This window comes from Nocardia yamanashiensis NBRC 100130 (assembly GCF_001613325.1).
GTDB lineage: Bacteria > Actinomycetota > Actinomycetes > Mycobacteriales > Mycobacteriaceae > Nocardia > Nocardia yamanashiensis.
In genome coordinates, this window is sequence record NZ_BDCD01000004.1 from 1 (window position 1) to 17,543 (window position 17,543).

Below are 17,543 nucleotides of genomic sequence, written 5' to 3' on the forward strand. Positions count from 1 at the left end.
CGGCGCGCGTGTAGCCGGTGATGGTGCGGACTTCGGCGATCATGCGGGCGATCAGGGCGTGGGGGGCGGTGTCGGTCCAGACGAGGGCCAGGGGTGAGGGTGGGGCGTCGGGGACGGGGCGCCAGATGACGGTGGAGACCGGGATCCAGCGGGAGAGGGGTTCGGGGGCGAGCCAGATGCCTTTGCCGCGGGCGACCATGAGGAGGGCGTCTTCGAGTTTGGTGACTTCGGGGCCGCGGGGGGCGGGGGCGCCGTCGGGGCGGGGGTCGGCGAGCCAGTGGGCGAGGTTCTCCTCGGAGAGGAAGATGTCGGGGCGGATGACCGGGTCGGTGGCCAGGTCGGACAGGGCGATCGAATCCTGGTGGGCCAGGGCGTGTTTGGGGGAGAGGGCGACGGCTCGGGAGTCGGTGCGGATGGTGGCGTGGTGCAGGGCCGGGTCGCCGAGCGGGGTCCACATGAAGGCGGCGTCGCACTCGCCCGACAGCAGCAGGGCGCGTTCCTCCGGTGGGGTGTGGACGGTGACGAGGTCGACCTCGAGGCCGGGGACGGCGGCTTCCATGGCATCGGCGACCTCGGTGGCGAACAGGGCGGTCGCGTAGGGGCAGCAGGCAAGGCGCAGCCGGCCCAGGCGGCCGGTTTCGGTGGCGCGCACGCGCTGCGCGAGTTCGGCGGCGTCGGTGACCAATTCGCGGCCGCCGCGCTCGAGTTCGACACCGGCGGGAGTGAGCAGCACGCCGCGGGAGGTGCGCACCAGCAGGGTGACGCCGATCGCGCGCTCGAGCTGCTGGATCTGCGCCGACAGCGTCTGCTGGGACAGGTGCAGGCGGGCCGAGGCGCGGGTGATGTTGAGCTCGTCGGCCACCACCAGGAACGACTGCAGCTGACGAATATCGAGAGCTATCACGCGATCACCGTACGGCAGGGGTGAAAACGGCGCCGTGCGAGCCGGATTCGACGGTATCGGCGCTGGTGGGGCGGGTTTGGCTGGGCCACAGGGAAATTCGGTGGCCGCTACAGGCAGCAACTGTTTCCGTTCCGGTCGCGGGCCCAGCAAGCTGAAGGCAACAGCGAGCGCACGGCCCGCTGAGCGCCCGGCCCGAGCACGCGACGGCCCCCGAATCGAAGGACTGCCCGACCATGACGACCACACCGCCGGATCCCGCCGCGACCACCCGCAGCCGCGGCGGCCAGGCCACCCACGCCGCACCCGGGGACGGCGCCGGGACCCCAGGCGGGGAGCGGACTTTCGTGCGCCGCCCCTCCTGGCGCAGCCGCACCTGCTTCAGCACCACGCGCCCCGAGGCGCCGGTCGTGGCCGAACCACGCCGCACCTGATGGCCGGCGCGGCCGACCTCGACGGCAAAGTGGCCTTGGTGATCGGCGGCAGCCGCGACCAAGGCGCGGCCTGCGCGGAAATGTTCGCCGCCCGCGGCGCGATCACCGTCTTCACCTATTCGCGCGGTGAGCACGCCGCCGCCGCGACCCTGGCCCGGCTGGACCGATACCCGGCCACCGTGGAGGCCATCCGCTCCGACGCCACCCGCGCCGCGGACGTCACCCGCCTGTTCGCCGGGGTCAAGACCCGCCACCGGCGCATCGACATCGTCGTGCACACCGTCGGCGTGCTGCGCGCGAAACCCTTGCCCGACTACACCGATGCCGACTTCGACCTGATCCTCGACAGCAACACCCGCAGCGTCTTCCACACCCTGCGCGCCGCCGCCCGCGACCTGGCCGACCACGGCCGGTACGTGGTGATCACCAGCGCGCTCCCGCCCGCCGGACGCGGACTGTACGCGGCGGCCAAAGCCGCCGTGGAAACGCTCGTGGCCGCCGCCGCAACGGAATTGGCGCACCGCGACATCACCGTCAACGCGGTCGCGCCCGGCCCGGTCGGCGACGATGCCGCACCCGACCTGCCCGCCGCACCGCGCTCGCGCCTGGGCCGGCCCGAGGACGTGGCATGCGTCGTGGACTGGCTCACCAGCCCCGGCGCGGACTGGGTATCGGGCCAGACCATTCGCGCCGACGGTGGCGCATCTCACCCGCGATAACGCGAATATTCCACGCCCCGTGCCGGTTCCGACAACACCGGCGCGGCCTCCGCACCCCCCGATCCACACCACAGGAGTTCTCCCATGTCTTCCCGCACCGAATCCGCCGCCGCCCCCGAGGACTCCGAGCGGGTGTCCTGGCATCGCTGGCTGGGGGTGGGCGCGGTGGCCGTCGGCACCTTCGCCATGGTCACCTCCGAACAGCTGCCCGTCGGCCTGCTCACCTCCGTCAGCGGTGAACTCGGCGTCTCCGAAGGCACCGCCGGCCTCATGGTCACCGCCCCCGGCCTCATCGCCTCGGCCGCCGCGCCCCTGCTGCCGGTCGCCATCGGCCGCCTGGATCGCCGCCTGGTCCTGCTGGGCCTGATCACCCTGATGATCGCCGCGAACGTGCTGTCGGCCACCGCCCCGAGTTTCGCGGTCCTGCTCGCCTCCCGCGTCCTGATCGGCATCGCCATCGGCGGCTTCTGGGCGCTGGCCGCGGGCATCGCGGTCCGCATGGTGCCCGACCGCTATGTCCCGCAGGCCACCGCCATCGCCTTCGGCGGCGCCACCGCCGCCAACGTCCTGGGCGTCCCCGCCGGCACCCTCATCGGTGAACTCACCGACTGGCGGGTGGCGTTCGCCCTGCTCGGCGGCCTCGGCCTGCTGGTGGTGGCCGCGCTGGTGCTGCTCCTGCCGCCGCTACCGGCCGGTGCGCCCGTCCACTTGCGCACCCTGGCACAGCAATTGCGCAACCCGATCGTGCGCACCGGCGTGCTCATGACCTTCCTGCTGGTCAGCGGGCATTTCGCGGCGTTCACCTTCATCAGCCCGCTGCTGGTCGAGCACGCCGGCCTCGACAAGGCGATGGTCGGGCCCGCCCTGCTCGCCTTCGGAATCGCCGGTATCGTCGGCAATTTCGTGACCGGCGTGGCCACCGGCCGCAATATCCACGCCACCCTGGTCGCCATCAGCATCACCCTCGCCACCGTCCTGGTCCTGGTCGCGGTGCTGGGCGGCACCCCGGTCACCGCGATCGCGCTGCTGGTGGTGTGGGGGCTGGCGTTCGGCGGCATCCCGGTCGGCGTGCAGACCTGGATCCTGCGCGCCGCACCGCAATCCACCGAGGCCGCCACCGCCTTGAACACCGCCATGTTCAACCTCGCCATCGCCCTGGGCGCGCTGTTCGGCGGCATCGTCACCGATTCGGTCGCTTTGACCGCGGTGCTGTGGTTCGGGGCCGCGCTCAGCGTGCTGGCCTCGGTGGCGGTGTGGCTCACCCCGTCGGTCACTCCCGCGCCGCGGGAAGCTGCTCTACCTTCCAACTGACCTGCGCGCCGGTCAGGAAATCCAGGAAATCGGCCGGGTCGAAAGCCTGTGCCGGACTCAGGGTTCCGGCCGGCGCGCCCTCGGCGGCCAGCCGGCGGGCGGCCTCGGTCGCGATCACCGCGGTCAACCCGTACCCGTCGGGACCGGTGACCCAGCCGCGCGCATACCGGCCACCGGCGCTGCGCGCGTGCGCGAGCATCAGCCATTCACCGGTGGCGCGTTCGGCCTCGCTCAGCACCGCCGGCACCGCATCGACCACGTCGGCGGTCAAACCGGTGAACAGCGCGGCGGCCTCGGCACGGATCGCACTGCGCACCCGGCGCGCGGGAACATGCCGGGGAATGGTGGCGATCCCCGGCAGCGGAAACACGCTCACCGGCACCGGATCCGGCTCACCCGGCACCCGCAGGGGAGCCGGAGCGAACTCGGTCACCGGCCGCCAATCCCCATCGATGAACTCGGCCGGTTCGGTCGACACGATCGCCGCCATCGACCGTGCGGTGCCCCGCGACGCGGCGGCCGGGCGGCGCATATCGGCGATCAGCAACTCCTGCACCGGTTCCCCGAGCTGGGCGGCGGTGAGCGCGGCGATCAGATCCCCAGGACCGCCGTCATCGGCCATCCCCGGCACCACGCTCACCCCCGCCCGCCGCGCCGCCGCATCCCAACCGGTCAGGATCTCGTGCAGATAGCCCTGCTCACCGGCGGTATCGACATAGTGCACACCGGCGGCGATCGCGGCCCGCACCACCGGCTCACCCCACAGCGTGAACGGCCCCGCCGCATTCACCACCGCCTCGGCCCCGGCGAAAGCCGCGGTGAGCGCGCCGGAATCGGCCAGTTCGGCGACCCGGATCTCCGCATCGGGCACCCCGGCGCCGAGAGCGGCCGCACGCAAACGGGTTGCGTCGCGGCCGACCAGGATCGGGGTGATCCCGCGCCGCTCGAGTTCGGCGACCACCAGACCACCGGTGAATCCGGTCGCACCGTGCACGGCAATTCTCATGACAGACAACTCCATAGGTTGAACGCTGAGCCGGGAATCGGCCCGCAATCCACGCTAGGAACCAACCCTCGGACGATCCATGCTCGTTGCTCCGGGATCGATGTCCGATCGTCCGGCCCTCGGCGATCCGCCGGTACGGTGACAAGAGTGGACGTTCTCAGCGATGCCGTGGCCGCCATGCGCATCGGCATCCCGCACTCCAACCGCACCGAGAACCACGGCCCCTGGCTGCAACGCTTCCCGGCCGCCGACGGCGCCGGATTCCATGTGGTGCTGCAAGGTTCGTGCTGGCTCACCCCCGCCCACGGCCCACCCCTCCGCCTGCAAGTCGGCGACGTGGCCTTCCTCCCGCGCGAACACGGGCACGCCATCGGCAGCCGACCCGACCGCGACCACACCGAAACACCCCTCGCCGCAGCCGAAACCACCGTGCTGCTGTGCGGCGCCTACCGTCTGGACCAGGCGCGCGCCCACCCCCTGCTCACCGAACTGCCCGACATCATTCACATTCCGGCGCGTGTCGGCCGCCACCCCGCCCTGCGCGGCGCGATCGACCTGCTCGGCTACGAAATCGACAGCGGTGAGGAATCCGGGGCCATCGCACCCCTGCTGGAAGTACTGCTGCTTTATTTGCTGCGCGCCTGGTTCGACGCCCACCCCGCCGATTCGGGATGGGCTGCCGCACTACACGATCCGGCACTGCGTGCGGTCTTGCGCGCCATGCATGGCGACCCCGGCCGCGCCTGGACGGTGCAATCGCTCGCCGCCCAGGCCGGAATGTCCCGATCGGTGTTCGCGCAACGCTTCACCGCCACCCTGCGCGTCGCCCCGCAAACCTATCTGACCTGGTGGCGCATGACCCTGGCCGCCCGCATGCTGCGCGAGACGGACGCGCTCTTGCGCACCATCGCCGAAAAACACGGGTACACCTCCGAATACGCGTTCGCCAAAGCCTTCAAACGCGAATTCGGCGTCTCACCCGGCCGCTACCGGTCCACCGCCCGCGCCGACACCATCGCCGACGCGGGCTGAACCGCACACCACCGGCGCGGCGACTACTCCCGCCAGCCCGCCAATTCCACACCCTTGGCCGTATCCACCCGGAACCCCACCGTGATCTCCGCCGCGGCATTCGGTTCCAAAGCCAGCTCCCAGGTCAGCTCACCGAGTTCGGTGCGCTCCTTGGGATCGGGCCGGCACACGATGTCCTTCACCGCGATCCCGTCGTCACGTGACACCGGAATCTGATCCAGGACAGTGACTTTCGTGGCACGCGGTGAATGATTGGCCACCTTGATCCGATACTGCGCCTCGCGCCGCTTACTGCTGCCGATCATCGCCTTGCCCGCGGTACGGCGCACCAGCTCCCGCTCCACCCGGATCCGGTCGTCCACCCCGAGATTCAACTCCACCTCCTCACCCGGCGCCCACACCTCGAGGCTCGTGGTGCCGACGAACTCGTCCTCGTGGAACACCGACGCCTTGCCCGGCCGCAACGCGTGCTCGGAGGTATTGGTGGCGGTCGCGCGCAGGAACGCCTCGGTGCTCGCCACCGGAGCCGTCACATGATCCAGCGCCGCACCCAGATCGATCACCGTCACCGTGGTGCGATGCGCGGACCCGTCGGCCGGGACCGCGACCGTGCGCGCGGGCCGATAGGTGGTGGCCGCGACCCCGTGCTCGACCGCGGCCTGCGGCGGGGGAGCGAACGCGGGCGCCTTCGACCTGCGCATCATCATCGGCGCGGCGGCGGGCGCGGCCGCCATCATCGCGTCCGACTGCTCCATCGCCCCGCCGTACCCGCCGGCGGCCACCGGCACCGGCGGCAGCGGCGGCGGGCGTCGATCCAGATACCACGGCGAGAGCTCCGGCAATTGCGCCGAGATCGCCGGACGCGCCGTCGAGAGCGCCAATTCGCATTCCGGCCAATCCTCCCCGGTGTCCTGGGTGATCTCGGCATGCCAGGTCAACGTCAGCTGCTCACCGCGCAACCGGATGTCGTAACTCGAACTCCAGCGCGCATCATCGATCACATACGACACCTCGACCTCGAGCGGCCCGGCGGCCCGCACCTCCAGATCGACCACCACCACCTGCCGGTCCGGGACGCTCTGGCGGCGCACCGCCGCCAATTCCCGCTCCACCACATGCAATTCCTGCTCACACGCCCGGCGCTGATCGGCCAGCTCCCGCTTACCGGCCAGCGCGTCCGACAGCTGCCGCGCCAGCGCGTCATTGACCGACGCGATCCGCTGCGGCTCGATCTTGCTGTGGGACAGGGCTTTCGCCAGCGTCTGACCGGACTTGCGGCCGATCTCGGTCAGCAACTCGATGCGCCCGTCCGCGACGGTCTCGGCATCGGTCACCTCCGCCAGCCCGAGGCGGGCCTGCGCGGCCCGCTTCTCCAGCTCGTGCACCACCGCGTCCGGGGACTGCGCATGCCGGGCGGTGGTCACCTCCACCCCCACCACGCTCGCCGCGCCGCGCCCGTTGACCCGCACCGAATCCCGCAGCAGACCCAGCGGTAGCCCGCCGAGCTCCACCCGCCGCGCCCCGGCCTCGAGTTCCACGGTGGTCCGGCGCGTGATTCTGGCCTGACCGGGATAGACGGTCACGGCGACGATCGGTGCTTGCACGGTATCGGTCACCCGCGCGACGCTACCCGCCCGCCCCCGTCCGCCGCACCGGGAATTGCCTGAGAGTCCGGCGTGTTGGCGACACGTATGACCGCAGACGATCTTGGCAAATACGGTGTCTGGCAGCCCCACTCGACGGTGACGCCCGCCGCGGCCCGCGAAATCGAAGAACTCGGCTACGGCGCGCTGTGGCTGGGCGGTTCCCCGGCCGCGGACTGGGACGGCTACGACGCCCTGCTCGAAGCCACCGACACGCTCACCGTCGCCACCAGCATCGTCAACATCTGGTCCTCGACGGCCAAGGACGCCGCGGAAACCTACCACCGGCTCGAGGCCCGATTCCCAGGCCGGTTCCTGCTCGGGGTCGGCGCGGGCCATCGCGAGCACGACGGCGACTACACCAAACCCTATGACGCCCTCGTCGCCTACCTCGACGACCTCGACGCCGCCGGAGTCCCGGCACACGGGCGCGCACTGGCCGCGCTCGGGCCGCGCGTGGCGAAACTGGCGCGCGACCGCACCGCCGCCGCCCTGCCGTATCTGACCGTGCCCGAGCACACCGCCGCGCTGCGCGCCCAGCTCGGACCCGACGCCCGCATCATCCCCGAACACAAGGTCGTCCTCGACGCCGACCCGGACCGCGCCCGCACCACCGGCGCCCCCGTCTTCGGTTTCTACCTGGGCCTGTCCAACTACACCGGCAATCTGCGCCGCTTCGGATTCGACGACGCCGACCTCACCGCCCCCGGCAGCGACCGGCTCTACGACGCCGTCATCGCCCACGGTGACGCCGACGCCATCACCGCGAAGCTCACCGCGCACCTGGACGCGGGCGCCGACCACATCGCCGTGCAGATCCTCGGCGCCGCCGACCCCCTCCCGGCCCTGCGCGCCCTCGCACCACTGCTGGCCCAGCGCACCGCAACACCCCGCCGGTAACCGATTCCCGGCGTGGCGCCGCCCGCCATCACCTACATTCGACAGGTGGGCGGCGTCCAGGGCTCCGGATCATCGTTCGATTCCCAAGGCACAGCGGGGGATTCGCCGCCGCCGGACGCGCCGGGGCGACCGGTCTCGGCCGGACTGCTGTGCCTGGCCGCGCTGCTGCTGCTCGCCGCCTCGCTCATGCCATTGCTGACCTGGAAATACGCCGGAATGCGCACCGGCAAACGGGTCGAACTGCAAATCCAGCGCGACGCCTGGCGCTACCGCTACGGCGGGGTCACCGCCGATCGGGCCGAATACCACACCGCCGCACAATATCTCTGGATTCCGCTGCTGCTGTGCGGATGCGCCGCCACCGCCGTCGCGGCCCTGCTGTACCTGCGCACCCGCCGGCGCGGACCACAACCGCGCTCGGGCGCCGGATACCTCGCCGCGGGAACGACATTCGGCGTCGCCGTCGCCATGTTCGCCGCCGTCCTGCCGCCCAGCAACCGGCAACAGGACGGTGACTACACTTCTCCTCCGGACTGTGGGCACTGGTGCTGGCCGCCATCGTCGCCGCGGCCGTCGTACTCAAAGCCGTTGCGGCACCGGCTAATGCGTTTCCGTCCGGAACCCGCCGCGCCGACACCCGCACCGGCATCGCTCTGGTGCTGACCGCCGTCGCGGCCGTCCCCGGCGCACTGCTGGACCTCTTGCGCGATGAGGCGGGCGGCTACTCCTTCTCCGCCTGGCGGATCGGCATCGACGGGGTGACCCTGTGGCGCTGGGACTTTCTCCCCCTGATGGCCGGCGCCCTGCTCGCTCTGCTCACCGGCCTCGCTCTCTGCGCCGGCCTGGCCGCCCGCGCACCGGCCCTCCGGGGCGTCGCGGCCGTCGCCGCCGGCACCACCTTCGCCAGGACGCTCACCGCGCTCACCGTCGCCGCGTCCTACCGCCTCGAGGGCACGGACGTGTTCTTCGACTTCGGTCCCTTCCACGGCGGCGACTACGCGACCGGCTGCTGGCTACTCGCCCTCGCCGCCCTCGCGGCAGCCGCCGCCATGGTCAGCGCCGCACTGAGTTTCCGGCGCTGACCACTCAGCGCATACTCGCTCACGCGTGGGCGACGAGCTCCAACGCGATATTGTCCGGATCCCGGAACTCCAGAATCGCCATCACCCCCAGGTCCTTGATCGGCTCGTGCGCGACCCCGAGCTCGTCGAGCAGCACCGCCGCCGCCTCGAGCGCCGCCCGATCCGGCACCGTGAACGCCAGATGATCCAGCCCGCACCGATCTTCGTGGAACCCGTCCTCGCCGACCGGCCGCAAACCCACCAACTGCGTGTCACTCACCCGGTAGAGCACCCCGCCGAACAGGAACCACAGCGCCTGCCGGGTCGCCTCGTCCGCGTTCTCGGGGCACTCCACATAGATCGGCCACCCGAACACGGCCTCGTAGAACTTCCGTGAGGCCTCGATATCGGAAACCGTCAGCCGCACATGGTCGATGGAGGAAGTTGCGATAGGCATGAGCCGATGCTGCCACGCCCAGCCCATTATGGAAAGAAATTGTTTCGTAATAGCCGGATTCGATGCGGCCGCCGTCCCCGGTGACCGCATCGGCTGCGCCGCAACGACTCCTACTCCGCGTCGTCCTTCTTGCGGGCCTTGCTCGGCTGCACGCGCGGCGGCTCGTTGGGCATCTTCGGGTAGACCGGCGGCCACGGGGCGTCCATGAGCCCGGCGGCCATGTCCTTGTCCGACATCTCCAGCAGCGGGGCGATCGATTGCGGGGTGCGGTCGGCCCACGGGTCACCGAGTGCGGCGACACGGGCGGGCACGGTGGCAATCGTCAGCTCCTCCGGGACTATCCCGGCCAGATCGTCCCAGGCGATCGGCGTCGAGACCTGCGCACCCACCTTCGGGCGCACGCACCACGCCCCGAAAACCGTTTTGTGCGGGGCATTCTGGTTGAAATCGACGAACACCCGGGAGCCGCGCTCCTCCTTCCACCACGCCGCGGTGATGGTCTCGGGATGGCGGCGTTCGAGCTCCCGGGCCAGCGCCACCGCGGCCGCCCGCACCTGATAGCCGTCCCATTCCGGCTGCAACAGCGCGTACAGGTGCAGACCGCGTGAACCGGAAGTCTTCACGCGCACATCGATGCCCAGCTCCTGGCACAACTCGCGCACCCGGAACGCGGCCGCGCGCAGATCCTCGAACGAGATGCCGGGGGAGGGGTCGAGATCGATGCGCAGCTCATCGGTCACCCCGGTCGGCGGCAGCACCGCTCCCGCCGCGTCGTACACCGGCGGCGCGGTGCTGACCTTGTCGGCGTCGGCGTGCGTGGGCCAGACGTGAAAACCCAAGCAGCCCAGGTTGACCGCCCACAGGATATGCGCCATATCGGCGGCCACCAGGGCGTCGCTGACCGTGCCGTTGGGGGTGGAGACCTCGGTGGTCTGCAACCAGTCCGGCACCGACTTGGGCACCCGCTTCTGGAACCACGATTTACCGCTCGCCCCATCGGGATAGCGTTCCAGCAGCAGCGGGCGATCACGCACCGTGCGCATCAACGGCTCACCCACGGCCAGGTAGTAGTCGACCAGATCGCGTTTGGTCTCACCCCGTTTGGTGAAATACACCTTGTCCGGATTGGAGATGGTGACGGTGCGCCCGTCCACCTCCACACTCATCGATTCCTTCACCGCGCGGCCTGTTTCGCGCTCTTGGCCTCGGCGAAGATATCGGCCAGCTCGGCCGGCGCCACCTCGTCGAGCTGGGCATAGGTACACGATGCCGGGGTGCGGTCGGTGCGGAAGCGCACCAGCCGCCCGCCGTGACGCAACCGGCCCGCCATCACATGCTCGTAGCGCACCTCGGCGACCAGTTCGGGGCGCAGCGGCTCCCACGACAGGTCCTTGCCGCCGGTCCAGCGCGACACCCCGCCGGGCATCTTGCCGTCGGCCTTGGCCTGAGCAGCCGCGTCGGCCCAGCTCTTCCACGGATGATCATCGAGGGCGCGCTCGCGCAACGGTTTCAATTCGTCCACCAACTCTTGACGGCGTTTGGCGGTGAAACTGCTCGCCACCCCGACGTGATGCAGGTTACCGTCGTCGTCGAAGAGCCCCAGCAGCAGCGAACCCACGCCCTGGCCGTCCTTGTGCCAGCGGAAACCGGCGACCACACAGTCGGCCGTGCGCTCATGCTTGATCTTGAGCATCACCCGCTTGTCCTGCAGATACGGCAGATCCGCGGCCTTGGCCATCACCCCGTCGAAGCCCGCGCCCTCGAACCGGGTGAACCAGTCCTGCGCCACCTCCGGATCGGTGGTGATCGGGGTGATGTGCGCGCGCGAGTCGTCGTCGGTGTCCAGCACGGTTTCCAGCAGTTTGCGGCGCTCGGCGAACGGCTGCTCGGTCAGATCCGCATCACCGAGCGCGAGCAGGTCGAAACCGACGAAGCTGGCCGGGGTTTCCGCGGCCAGCTTCTGCACCCGTGACGCCGCCGGATGCAAGCGCTGCTGCAGCGTGTCGAAATCCAGGCCGTTCGCGGTGACCACCACGATCTCACCGTCGATCACGCACTTGTCCGGCAGCACCTGACCCAGCAGTTCCACCAGTTCGGGGAAATACCGGGTCAGGGGCCGATCGTTGCGGGATCCGAGTTCGATCTCGTCCCCGTCGCGGAAGACGATGCAGCGGAAGCCGTCCCATTTGGGTTCGAACAGCAACCCGGGATCGCGGGGCAGGTCCGAGACCGATTTCGCCAGCATCGGTTTGACCGGCGGCATGACGGGCAGCTCCACTCCGACCTCCTCGGTTCGAGTCCTTACCCGAGACGATCGTAATCCGAACCGGTCAGTTTTCGATCCACCCGTGCTGATCCGCGAACGCCGTCAACCGATCCCGAATGGTCAGGATCTCCCCGGCCGTGAGCGCCGGCGAGGCGTCCAGCAGCAGTTCGGTGATCAGCCGCTTGTGCTCGGTCGCGCTGAGCTGACCGCCCGCACCGCGCTCCTTCTTGTGCCGGACCGGCGGCGCGGCCTGCCCGGCGACCAGCGCCAGGTTGACCGCCTTGGGTCCCCGATCACCCTCGGTCACATCGAATTCGAACACCCGCCCCTGCCGCAGCTCGTCCTCGTCCAACCCGATGTCGTTGACATGGACGAACACGTCCGGCCCACCGTCTTCCGGACGGATGAAACCGAAACCCCGAGAACTATCGAACGACACCAATTTCCCGATGGACACCTAAACACCCGCTCCTCGTCGCGTCCCTCTCGCGGTCACTCTAGTCCGCAACATGATCATTGTTGGAGGAAAGTGCCTTTTGCAACGAATTGAACACCGTCAGGCCCTGACCCACCATGCCGTTCACCAGCTCGCTCACCCCGTCCGGGCCGTTGAGCACCGTCAGATTCGCATTCGACAACCCCGCCGACGCCTGCTTCACGATCTCCGGCAACTGCTCGATCAGCAACTGGTCCAACGCGATCCGGTTGTTGCTGGCCGCCGCCTCGGCCTGGATCCGGGTGCGATCGGCCTCGGCCTCGGCCAGAATCCGCACCCGCTCGGCCTCGGCCAGCGCCGGCTTCACCACCTCGGCCTGCAACTGCTGCTCGCGCAACTCCGCCTCCTTGCGAGCCTGTTCGGCGCGCGCGGTCAGCACCTCCTGCAACGCGGTGGCCTGCGCCAGCGGACCCGCCTGCGCCGCTTCGGCATTGGCCTTGTCGATATCGCGCTGATACTGCGCCCGCAGGATCGCCGTCTCGCGCTGATACTCGGCCTGCTTGCGCTGCGACTCCTGCTCGGCCTGGGCGGCCACCTGCGCCGCGGCGGCCTGGGCGACCTGCGCGTCGCGCTGCACGGCGGCATTGTGCGGGGCGGCCAGTGCGGCGATGTAGCCCAGATTGCCGTCGTCGATGGACTGGATCTGGAACGAATCGACCGTCAGCCCGATCGACCCCATCTCGATCTTGGAGGCGATCAGCACCTCGTCGGCCAGCTTCTGGCGCTCGCGGATGATCTCCTCCACCGTCATCGAGCCCACGATCGAGCGCAGATGACCGGAGAAGATGCGACCGGTCAGCACGCTCATCTCCCGCTCCTGCTCGGACAGGAACCGTTGCGCCGCATTGACGATCGACTGCGTGTCGTTGGCGACCTTGAACGCGATCACCGCCCGCACATCCAGCTGGATGGCCTGCTTGGTGACGCAGCGTTCCCCGATCTCGGACTCGAACATCGCCAGCGACAGGTAGCTCACCTTGCGGAAGAACGGCATCACCCAGGTGCCCCGCCCGATCACCACCCGGAACGGCGCGTTGTCCTTGGTGGTGCCGCCGGAGACGAGCATCGCCTCGTCCGGATCGGGCACGTGATAACCCAGCACTGCAACTCCCCTCGATTCATCGGGAGAAACCCTCTCCCGCTTGTCAATCGCCGGGCAGGGGAATCCACGCAACAACATCGACGACACGCCCCGGATGCACACCCACCACCAGCACCGGGCTGCCCACGGGCAGTGCCTCCTCGGATTGCGCGATATAGAGCTCGGTTCCCCCGCGGATGGCGACCAATACCTCCCCGAGCGTTCCCGCGCCGCGGATCGGCGAGGTGAGCGTACCCGTCAAACCCACTACCGGGTCGATCATCGCGTGAACTCCTGCAAGAGGTGGAAGTCCCAGCGTACGAGCAGGGTCGGCGGGAGGGGGAGCGGGTCCGCGCGGCCATGTTCGCCCAAGGGTTGCTACCGCTCGGTACGATCGGTGGAGTTCGCGTTCGGTCCAACAGCTTCGGCTGGCCGCCGCCCTCTTCGCGAAGGGAGCCCGTATGTGCGCGCGTGTCGCTGACAAAAGGTGCTGGTTACCCGCCCCTCGACCTGGCAGGCTGAAGCGGTGACAACCCCTCCGGATACCCAGGCGGCCGGTGCCGCCGACGATAAACTAGACGCGCGGGTCCTCAAGATCGCGGGCGTGGTCGTGATCGGCGCGATCATGTCCATCCTCGACGTCACCGTCGTGACCGTCGCGATCCCGAAATTCCAGCAGGAATTCGACACCACCTACGCCATCGCCGCCTGGTCCATGACCGGCTACACCCTGGCGCTGGCCACCGTCATCCCGCTCACCGGCTGGGCCGCCGACCGCTTCGGCACCAAACGCCTCTACATGGCCGCGCTGGTGTTCTTCGTGCTCGGCTCGGTGCTGTGCTCGACCGCCTGGAGCATCGAATCCCTGATCGCGTTCCGCGTCGTCCAGGGCCTCGGCGGCGGCATGCTCATGCCGCTGGGCATGACGATCATGACCCACGCGGCCGGACCGCAGCGCATCGGCCGCGTCATGGCGGTGCTGGGCGTGCCCATGCTGCTCGGCCCGATCGGCGGCCCCATCCTGGGCGGCTGGCTCATCGACAGCTTCTCCTGGCACTGGATCTTCCTGATCAACCTGCCCATCGGCATCGTGGCGCTGATCCTGGCGTTCGTGATCTTCCCCGCCGACAAGCCCGAACCCTCGGAATCGTTCGACTTCCTCGGCATGCTGCTCGCCTCGCCGGGCCTGGCGCTGTTCCTGTTCGGCGTGTCCTCCATTCCGGAGGCGGGCACCGTGCTCGCGCGCAAGGTGCTGATCCCGGCCATCATCGGCGCGATCCTGTTGGTGGCGTTCGTCTTCCACGCCCTGCGCACCAAGCACCCGCTGATCGACCTGCGATTGTTCAAGAACAAGTCGCTGCGCTACGCCGTGCTCACCATGACCCTGTTCGCCATGGCGTTCTTCGGCTCCGGTCTGCTGCTGCCGTCCTACCTGCAGCAGGTGCGCGGTGAATCCACCCTCGCCGCCGGTCTGCTCATCGCACCCCAGGGCTTGGGCGCCATGCTCACCATGCCCATCGCCGGCCGCCTGGTCGACAAGATCGGCCCCGGCAAGATCGTGCTCACCGGTATCGCCGTCATGTCCCTGGGCATGGCCGTGCTGACCCGAGTCGGCGCCGACACCCCGTACGTGCTGATCTGTGGCGCCCTGTTCGTCACCGGTCTCGGCATGGGCTGCACCATGATGCCCACCATGACCGCCGCCATCCAGACCCTCACCCACGGTCAAGTCGCCCGCGGTTCGACCCTGATGAACATCGTCAACCAGACCGCCGGATCCATCGGCACCGCAACCATTTCCGTGGTCCTGACCAGCCTGCTCAACGACCACGAACTCGCGGGCGCGGCCATCGCCTCCAACTACGATCCGTCCATCGCCCAGAAGATCCCCCCGCCACTGCTCGCCGAAGGTTTCGACCAGGCCGCCGCGGCCTTCGGTCACACCTTCATCGTCGCCCTGGTGCTGCTGGTGGCCACCCTCATCCCGGCCTCCTTCCTGCCCCGCACCAAACCGGCCAATCCGGAAGGGGCGGAGAAACCCGTACTGGCGCACTAGCGTTCCCACCGCGCCTCGCGGCATCGCCCGCCTCGGTACCCGAGGCGGGCGATGCCGTTTCCGGCGTCCCTGGCCGCACGGACGGCGCGGATGTCGGTGGGTGCTGAGAGGATGCTCGCGAAAGGTTGCCGAGCAGGGGGAAAGTACGTGACGGACAAGACTTTACGGGCGATCGGCGAGCTGCTGGGAACGGTGGCGGGCGCCTTCGCCGCCCGCCGCACCGGACCGGCGGACGATCTGGTGATCGCCGTGGACGAGGTCGGTCCGATCCGGCTGCCGGTGACTTCGGCGCAGGCCCAACGGCTGTGCGAGGTCGCACGGCCGGCGCGCTACGGCCGGCGCGAGCAGACACTGCTGGACGCGACCGTGCGCGATACCTGGGAGATCCCGCGCGATCGGGTGCGGATCGAGGAACCGCGGTGGGATCGGGCGTTGGCGCCGGTGCTGGAGTCGCTGCGAGCCGAGCTGGGGTTGCCGCCGACGTGCGAACTGTCGGCGCGGCTGCATTCGATGCTGGTGTACGCGCCGGGGCAATTCTTTGCCCGCCATCAGGATTCGGAGAAGGCCGACGATATGATCGGCACGCTGGTGGTGACCCTTCCGTCGGTGTTCGCCGGCGGGGAACTCGTCATCGAGCAGCACGGGATGCAGGTCACCGACCGGGGATCGGCGCAGGAACTGTTCTTCGTCGCCTTCTACGGCGACTGCGCACACGAAGTACTGCCCGTCACCGACGGATACCGGATCGCACTGACCTACAACCTGATCGCGCGCGGGCGCACCCGGCCCGACACCGCCGCGCTGGTCCGCGAGCCCGCGGTGGCGTCGCTGGCCGAACAGTTGCGCGCGCACTTCACCACGCCGGTGGAATCATCGAGGTGGCCGGCCAGCCACGGAACCGCGAAACGTCCTCCACGTCAGCTCGTCTACCCGCTCGATCACCAGTACTCGCGGCAGGGGTTCGGCTGGGATCAGCTCAAAGGCGGCGATGCCGCCCGGACCGGGATACTGCTCGCCGCAGCCGATCTCGCGGGCTACGACACCTCGCTGGCACTCGCCGAGATCGAGGACATCTACGACGAGGACTACACCTCCGCCATGCTCATCTATCGCGAGCGCTGGGAGCGGGTGGAGAACGGCTGGCAATGCGTCGAAAGCGCCGAGGTGGACTTCGACGAGGACGGCGAGATGCTCGACCCGATCATCACCGACCCCGCGGGCGTGCCGGTGCAGTCCGCGCTGCCCTTGACCCCCGGCTCGGACGAACTCGGTGACCTGCGCTGGTCCAGCATGACGATGACATGGCTGATCGACCGCGCCGGGACCGCCGGTGTGCCCGCCGCCTGCACCGTCAGCACCGAGGAACTGTGCCCGGGCACATCGAACGCCACCCTCGCCCCCTTCGCCTCCCAGCTCGAGGGTTACATGGGCAATGAAGGCAATACCGCCAACTTCTGGTACCGGCGCGCGGCGATCGTCATCCGGCCGCACCCGTAGCCCAGATGCCGCTCAGGGCCGCGGGGATACCGCCGCGCCGCAAATCAGCATGCCCCGATGCTTTCCGCCAACTCCGCCCCGAGCGGATACACCTTCTCCGGCGGAACAAGATTCTTGGCCCGATCCACCCGCCCGTCCCGCAACTGCCCGGAAATCTTGTGCACCAGCGGAGTGAGATCGCGAATCTCCACCGTCCACTCGTTCACGTACTCCTCGATGATGTTGCGCGACAGGCCGACCTGAATGCTGCGGTGATCGAGCTTGGACCCGCGGATCGAATACTCCGGATCCCACTGCACATGCACCGCCGCATGCTTGAACGCCGCGCGCCACTGCACCGCATCGGCATACACCCGCCGCTCCGGACTGGTCAGCACGCCCTGCCCGAGCGCCTCCTCCCAGCCGGCCCGCGTGATCCGCACCGCGAGAATCCGCTCCTGCCCCGGCTTGCGCCCCCAATTGCTGCGATGCATGAGCCACCGGAACGACGGCTTGATCCACGTCATCCGATTGACCGAGAACGGTTCGACGAACCGCTGCGCCGCTACCGCCGGTCCCGCGATCGCCTCCCTGAACGCCTGATACACCACGATGGTGTCGCGGTCGAAGTCCGCGCGAATTTCGTACTGATTCATAACGTCCGCAGACTATGACCGCGAAAGTGCGCGCACCACCGGATTTTC

Annotated in this window: 19 protein-coding genes; 9 read left to right on the forward strand and 10 right to left on the reverse strand. The window is 69.3% G+C overall.

Features of this window, described 5'->3' with window-relative positions; genetic code table 11:
• Positions 1 to 904, reverse strand: a 904-nt coding sequence (locus tag NY1_RS03590; RefSeq protein ID WP_067708249.1) for a LysR family transcriptional regulator, incomplete at its 3' end; no start/stop codon positions are given.
• 233 nt (positions 905 to 1,137) lie between these two features.
• Between NY1_RS03590 and NY1_RS03595 the strand changes: the two genes are divergently transcribed.
• From NY1_RS03595 to NY1_RS03605, 3 genes are all read left to right on the forward strand, one after another.
• The gene (locus NY1_RS03595; protein ID WP_067708252.1) at positions 1,138 to 1,335 is read left to right on the forward strand and encodes a hypothetical protein; all 198 of its coding nucleotides are present in this window, start codon (positions 1,138 to 1,140) and stop codon (positions 1,333 to 1,335) included.
• Complete coding sequence (locus tag NY1_RS03600) at positions 1,335 to 2,054, forward strand: SDR family NAD(P)-dependent oxidoreductase (RefSeq protein WP_067708254.1); 720 nt, start codon at positions 1,335 to 1,337, stop codon at positions 2,052 to 2,054. The genes NY1_RS03595 and NY1_RS03600 overlap by 1 nt, the downstream gene beginning before the upstream one ends.
• An 84-nt stretch (positions 2,055 to 2,138) precedes the next feature.
• Complete coding sequence (locus NY1_RS03605) at positions 2,139 to 3,365, forward strand: MFS transporter (protein WP_067708257.1); 1,227 nt, start codon at positions 2,139 to 2,141, stop codon at positions 3,363 to 3,365.
• On the opposite strand, the gene NY1_RS03610 is transcribed toward NY1_RS03605, so the two are convergent.
• Complete coding sequence (locus tag NY1_RS03610) at positions 3,325 to 4,371, reverse strand: saccharopine dehydrogenase family protein (RefSeq protein ID WP_067708864.1); 1,047 nt, start codon at positions 4,369 to 4,371, stop codon at positions 3,325 to 3,327. The two genes, NY1_RS03605 and NY1_RS03610, sit on opposite strands and share 41 nt — an antisense overlap.
• A gap of 147 nt (positions 4,372 to 4,518) precedes the next feature.
• Here NY1_RS03610 and NY1_RS03615 point away from each other — a divergent pair, with 147 nt between their 5' ends.
• On the forward strand, positions 4,519 to 5,403 hold the full coding sequence (locus NY1_RS03615) for an AraC family transcriptional regulator (protein WP_067708259.1): 885 nt from the start codon (positions 4,519 to 4,521) through the stop codon (positions 5,401 to 5,403).
• Between the two features lie 23 nt (positions 5,404 to 5,426).
• Here NY1_RS03615 and NY1_RS03620 read toward each other — a convergent pair whose 3' ends face one another.
• Positions 5,427 to 7,019, reverse strand: coding sequence for a DUF4139 domain-containing protein (locus tag NY1_RS03620; protein WP_067708262.1), 1,593 nt, complete (start codon positions 7,017 to 7,019; stop codon positions 5,427 to 5,429).
• 75 nt (positions 7,020 to 7,094) lie between these two features.
• Between NY1_RS03620 and NY1_RS03625 the strand changes: the two genes are divergently transcribed.
• From NY1_RS03625 to NY1_RS03635, 3 genes are read left to right on the forward strand one after another with little or no spacing between them, the layout of a single operon-like run.
• Entirely contained in the window at positions 7,095 to 7,946 is an 852-nt protein-coding gene (locus tag NY1_RS03625) for an LLM class F420-dependent oxidoreductase (protein ID WP_067708264.1), read from the forward strand.
• A 45-nt stretch (positions 7,947 to 7,991) separates the two neighbouring features.
• Positions 7,992 to 8,609 (forward strand): hypothetical protein, encoded by a 618-nt coding sequence (locus NY1_RS03630; protein WP_157762021.1) that lies wholly within the window; start codon positions 7,992 to 7,994, stop codon positions 8,607 to 8,609.
• Positions 8,603 to 9,028: a hypothetical protein gene (locus NY1_RS03635; RefSeq protein ID WP_067708270.1), complete on the forward strand. Its 426-nt coding sequence runs from the start codon at positions 8,603 to 8,605 to the stop codon at positions 9,026 to 9,028. Before NY1_RS03630 ends, NY1_RS03635 begins: the two co-directional genes overlap by 7 nt.
• 19 nt (positions 9,029 to 9,047) lie before the next feature.
• Here NY1_RS03635 and NY1_RS03640 read toward each other — a convergent pair whose 3' ends face one another.
• From NY1_RS03640 to NY1_RS03665, 6 genes are all read right to left on the reverse strand, one after another.
• On the reverse strand, positions 9,048 to 9,464 hold the full coding sequence (locus tag NY1_RS03640; protein ID WP_067708866.1) for a VOC family protein: 417 nt from the start codon (positions 9,462 to 9,464) through the stop codon (positions 9,048 to 9,050).
• A 110-nt stretch (positions 9,465 to 9,574) separates the two neighbouring features.
• On the reverse strand, positions 9,575 to 10,630 hold the full coding sequence (locus NY1_RS03645) for a DNA polymerase domain-containing protein (protein ID WP_067708871.1): 1,056 nt from the start codon (positions 10,628 to 10,630) through the stop codon (positions 9,575 to 9,577).
• Positions 10,631 to 10,638: 8 nt separating this feature from the next.
• Entirely contained in the window at positions 10,639 to 11,742 is a 1,104-nt protein-coding gene (locus NY1_RS03650; RefSeq protein WP_218028301.1) for an ATP-dependent DNA ligase, read from the reverse strand.
• A 52-nt stretch (positions 11,743 to 11,794) separates the two neighbouring features.
• Positions 11,795 to 12,187, reverse strand: coding sequence for a cold-shock protein (locus NY1_RS03655; protein WP_067708273.1), 393 nt, complete (start codon positions 12,185 to 12,187; stop codon positions 11,795 to 11,797).
• A 40-nt stretch (positions 12,188 to 12,227) separates the two neighbouring features.
• On the reverse strand, positions 12,228 to 13,328 hold the full coding sequence (locus tag NY1_RS03660; protein ID WP_067708275.1) for an SPFH domain-containing protein: 1,101 nt from the start codon (positions 13,326 to 13,328) through the stop codon (positions 12,228 to 12,230).
• A 43-nt stretch (positions 13,329 to 13,371) separates the two neighbouring features.
• Entirely contained in the window at positions 13,372 to 13,590 is a 219-nt protein-coding gene (locus tag NY1_RS03665) for an NfeD C-terminal domain-containing protein (RefSeq protein ID WP_067708277.1), read from the reverse strand.
• A 243-nt stretch (positions 13,591 to 13,833) separates the two neighbouring features.
• On the opposite strand from NY1_RS03665, the gene NY1_RS03670 reads away from it, so the two are divergent.
• Together NY1_RS03670 and NY1_RS03675 are read left to right on the forward strand one after the other, a co-directional pair.
• Positions 13,834 to 15,363 (forward strand): DHA2 family efflux MFS transporter permease subunit, encoded by a 1,530-nt coding sequence (locus NY1_RS03670; protein WP_067708279.1) that lies wholly within the window; start codon positions 13,834 to 13,836, stop codon positions 15,361 to 15,363.
• Positions 15,364 to 15,510: 147 nt separating this feature from the next.
• The gene (locus NY1_RS03675) at positions 15,511 to 16,860 is read left to right on the forward strand and encodes a 2OG-Fe(II) oxygenase (protein WP_067708282.1); all 1,350 of its coding nucleotides are present in this window, start codon (positions 15,511 to 15,513) and stop codon (positions 16,858 to 16,860) included.
• Positions 16,861 to 16,904: 44 nt separating this feature from the next.
• On the opposite strand, the gene NY1_RS03680 is transcribed toward NY1_RS03675, so the two are convergent.
• The gene (locus NY1_RS03680; protein WP_067708285.1) at positions 16,905 to 17,495 is read right to left on the reverse strand and encodes a DUF4291 domain-containing protein; all 591 of its coding nucleotides are present in this window, start codon (positions 17,493 to 17,495) and stop codon (positions 16,905 to 16,907) included.
• Positions 17,496 to 17,543 lie beyond the last annotated feature (48 nt).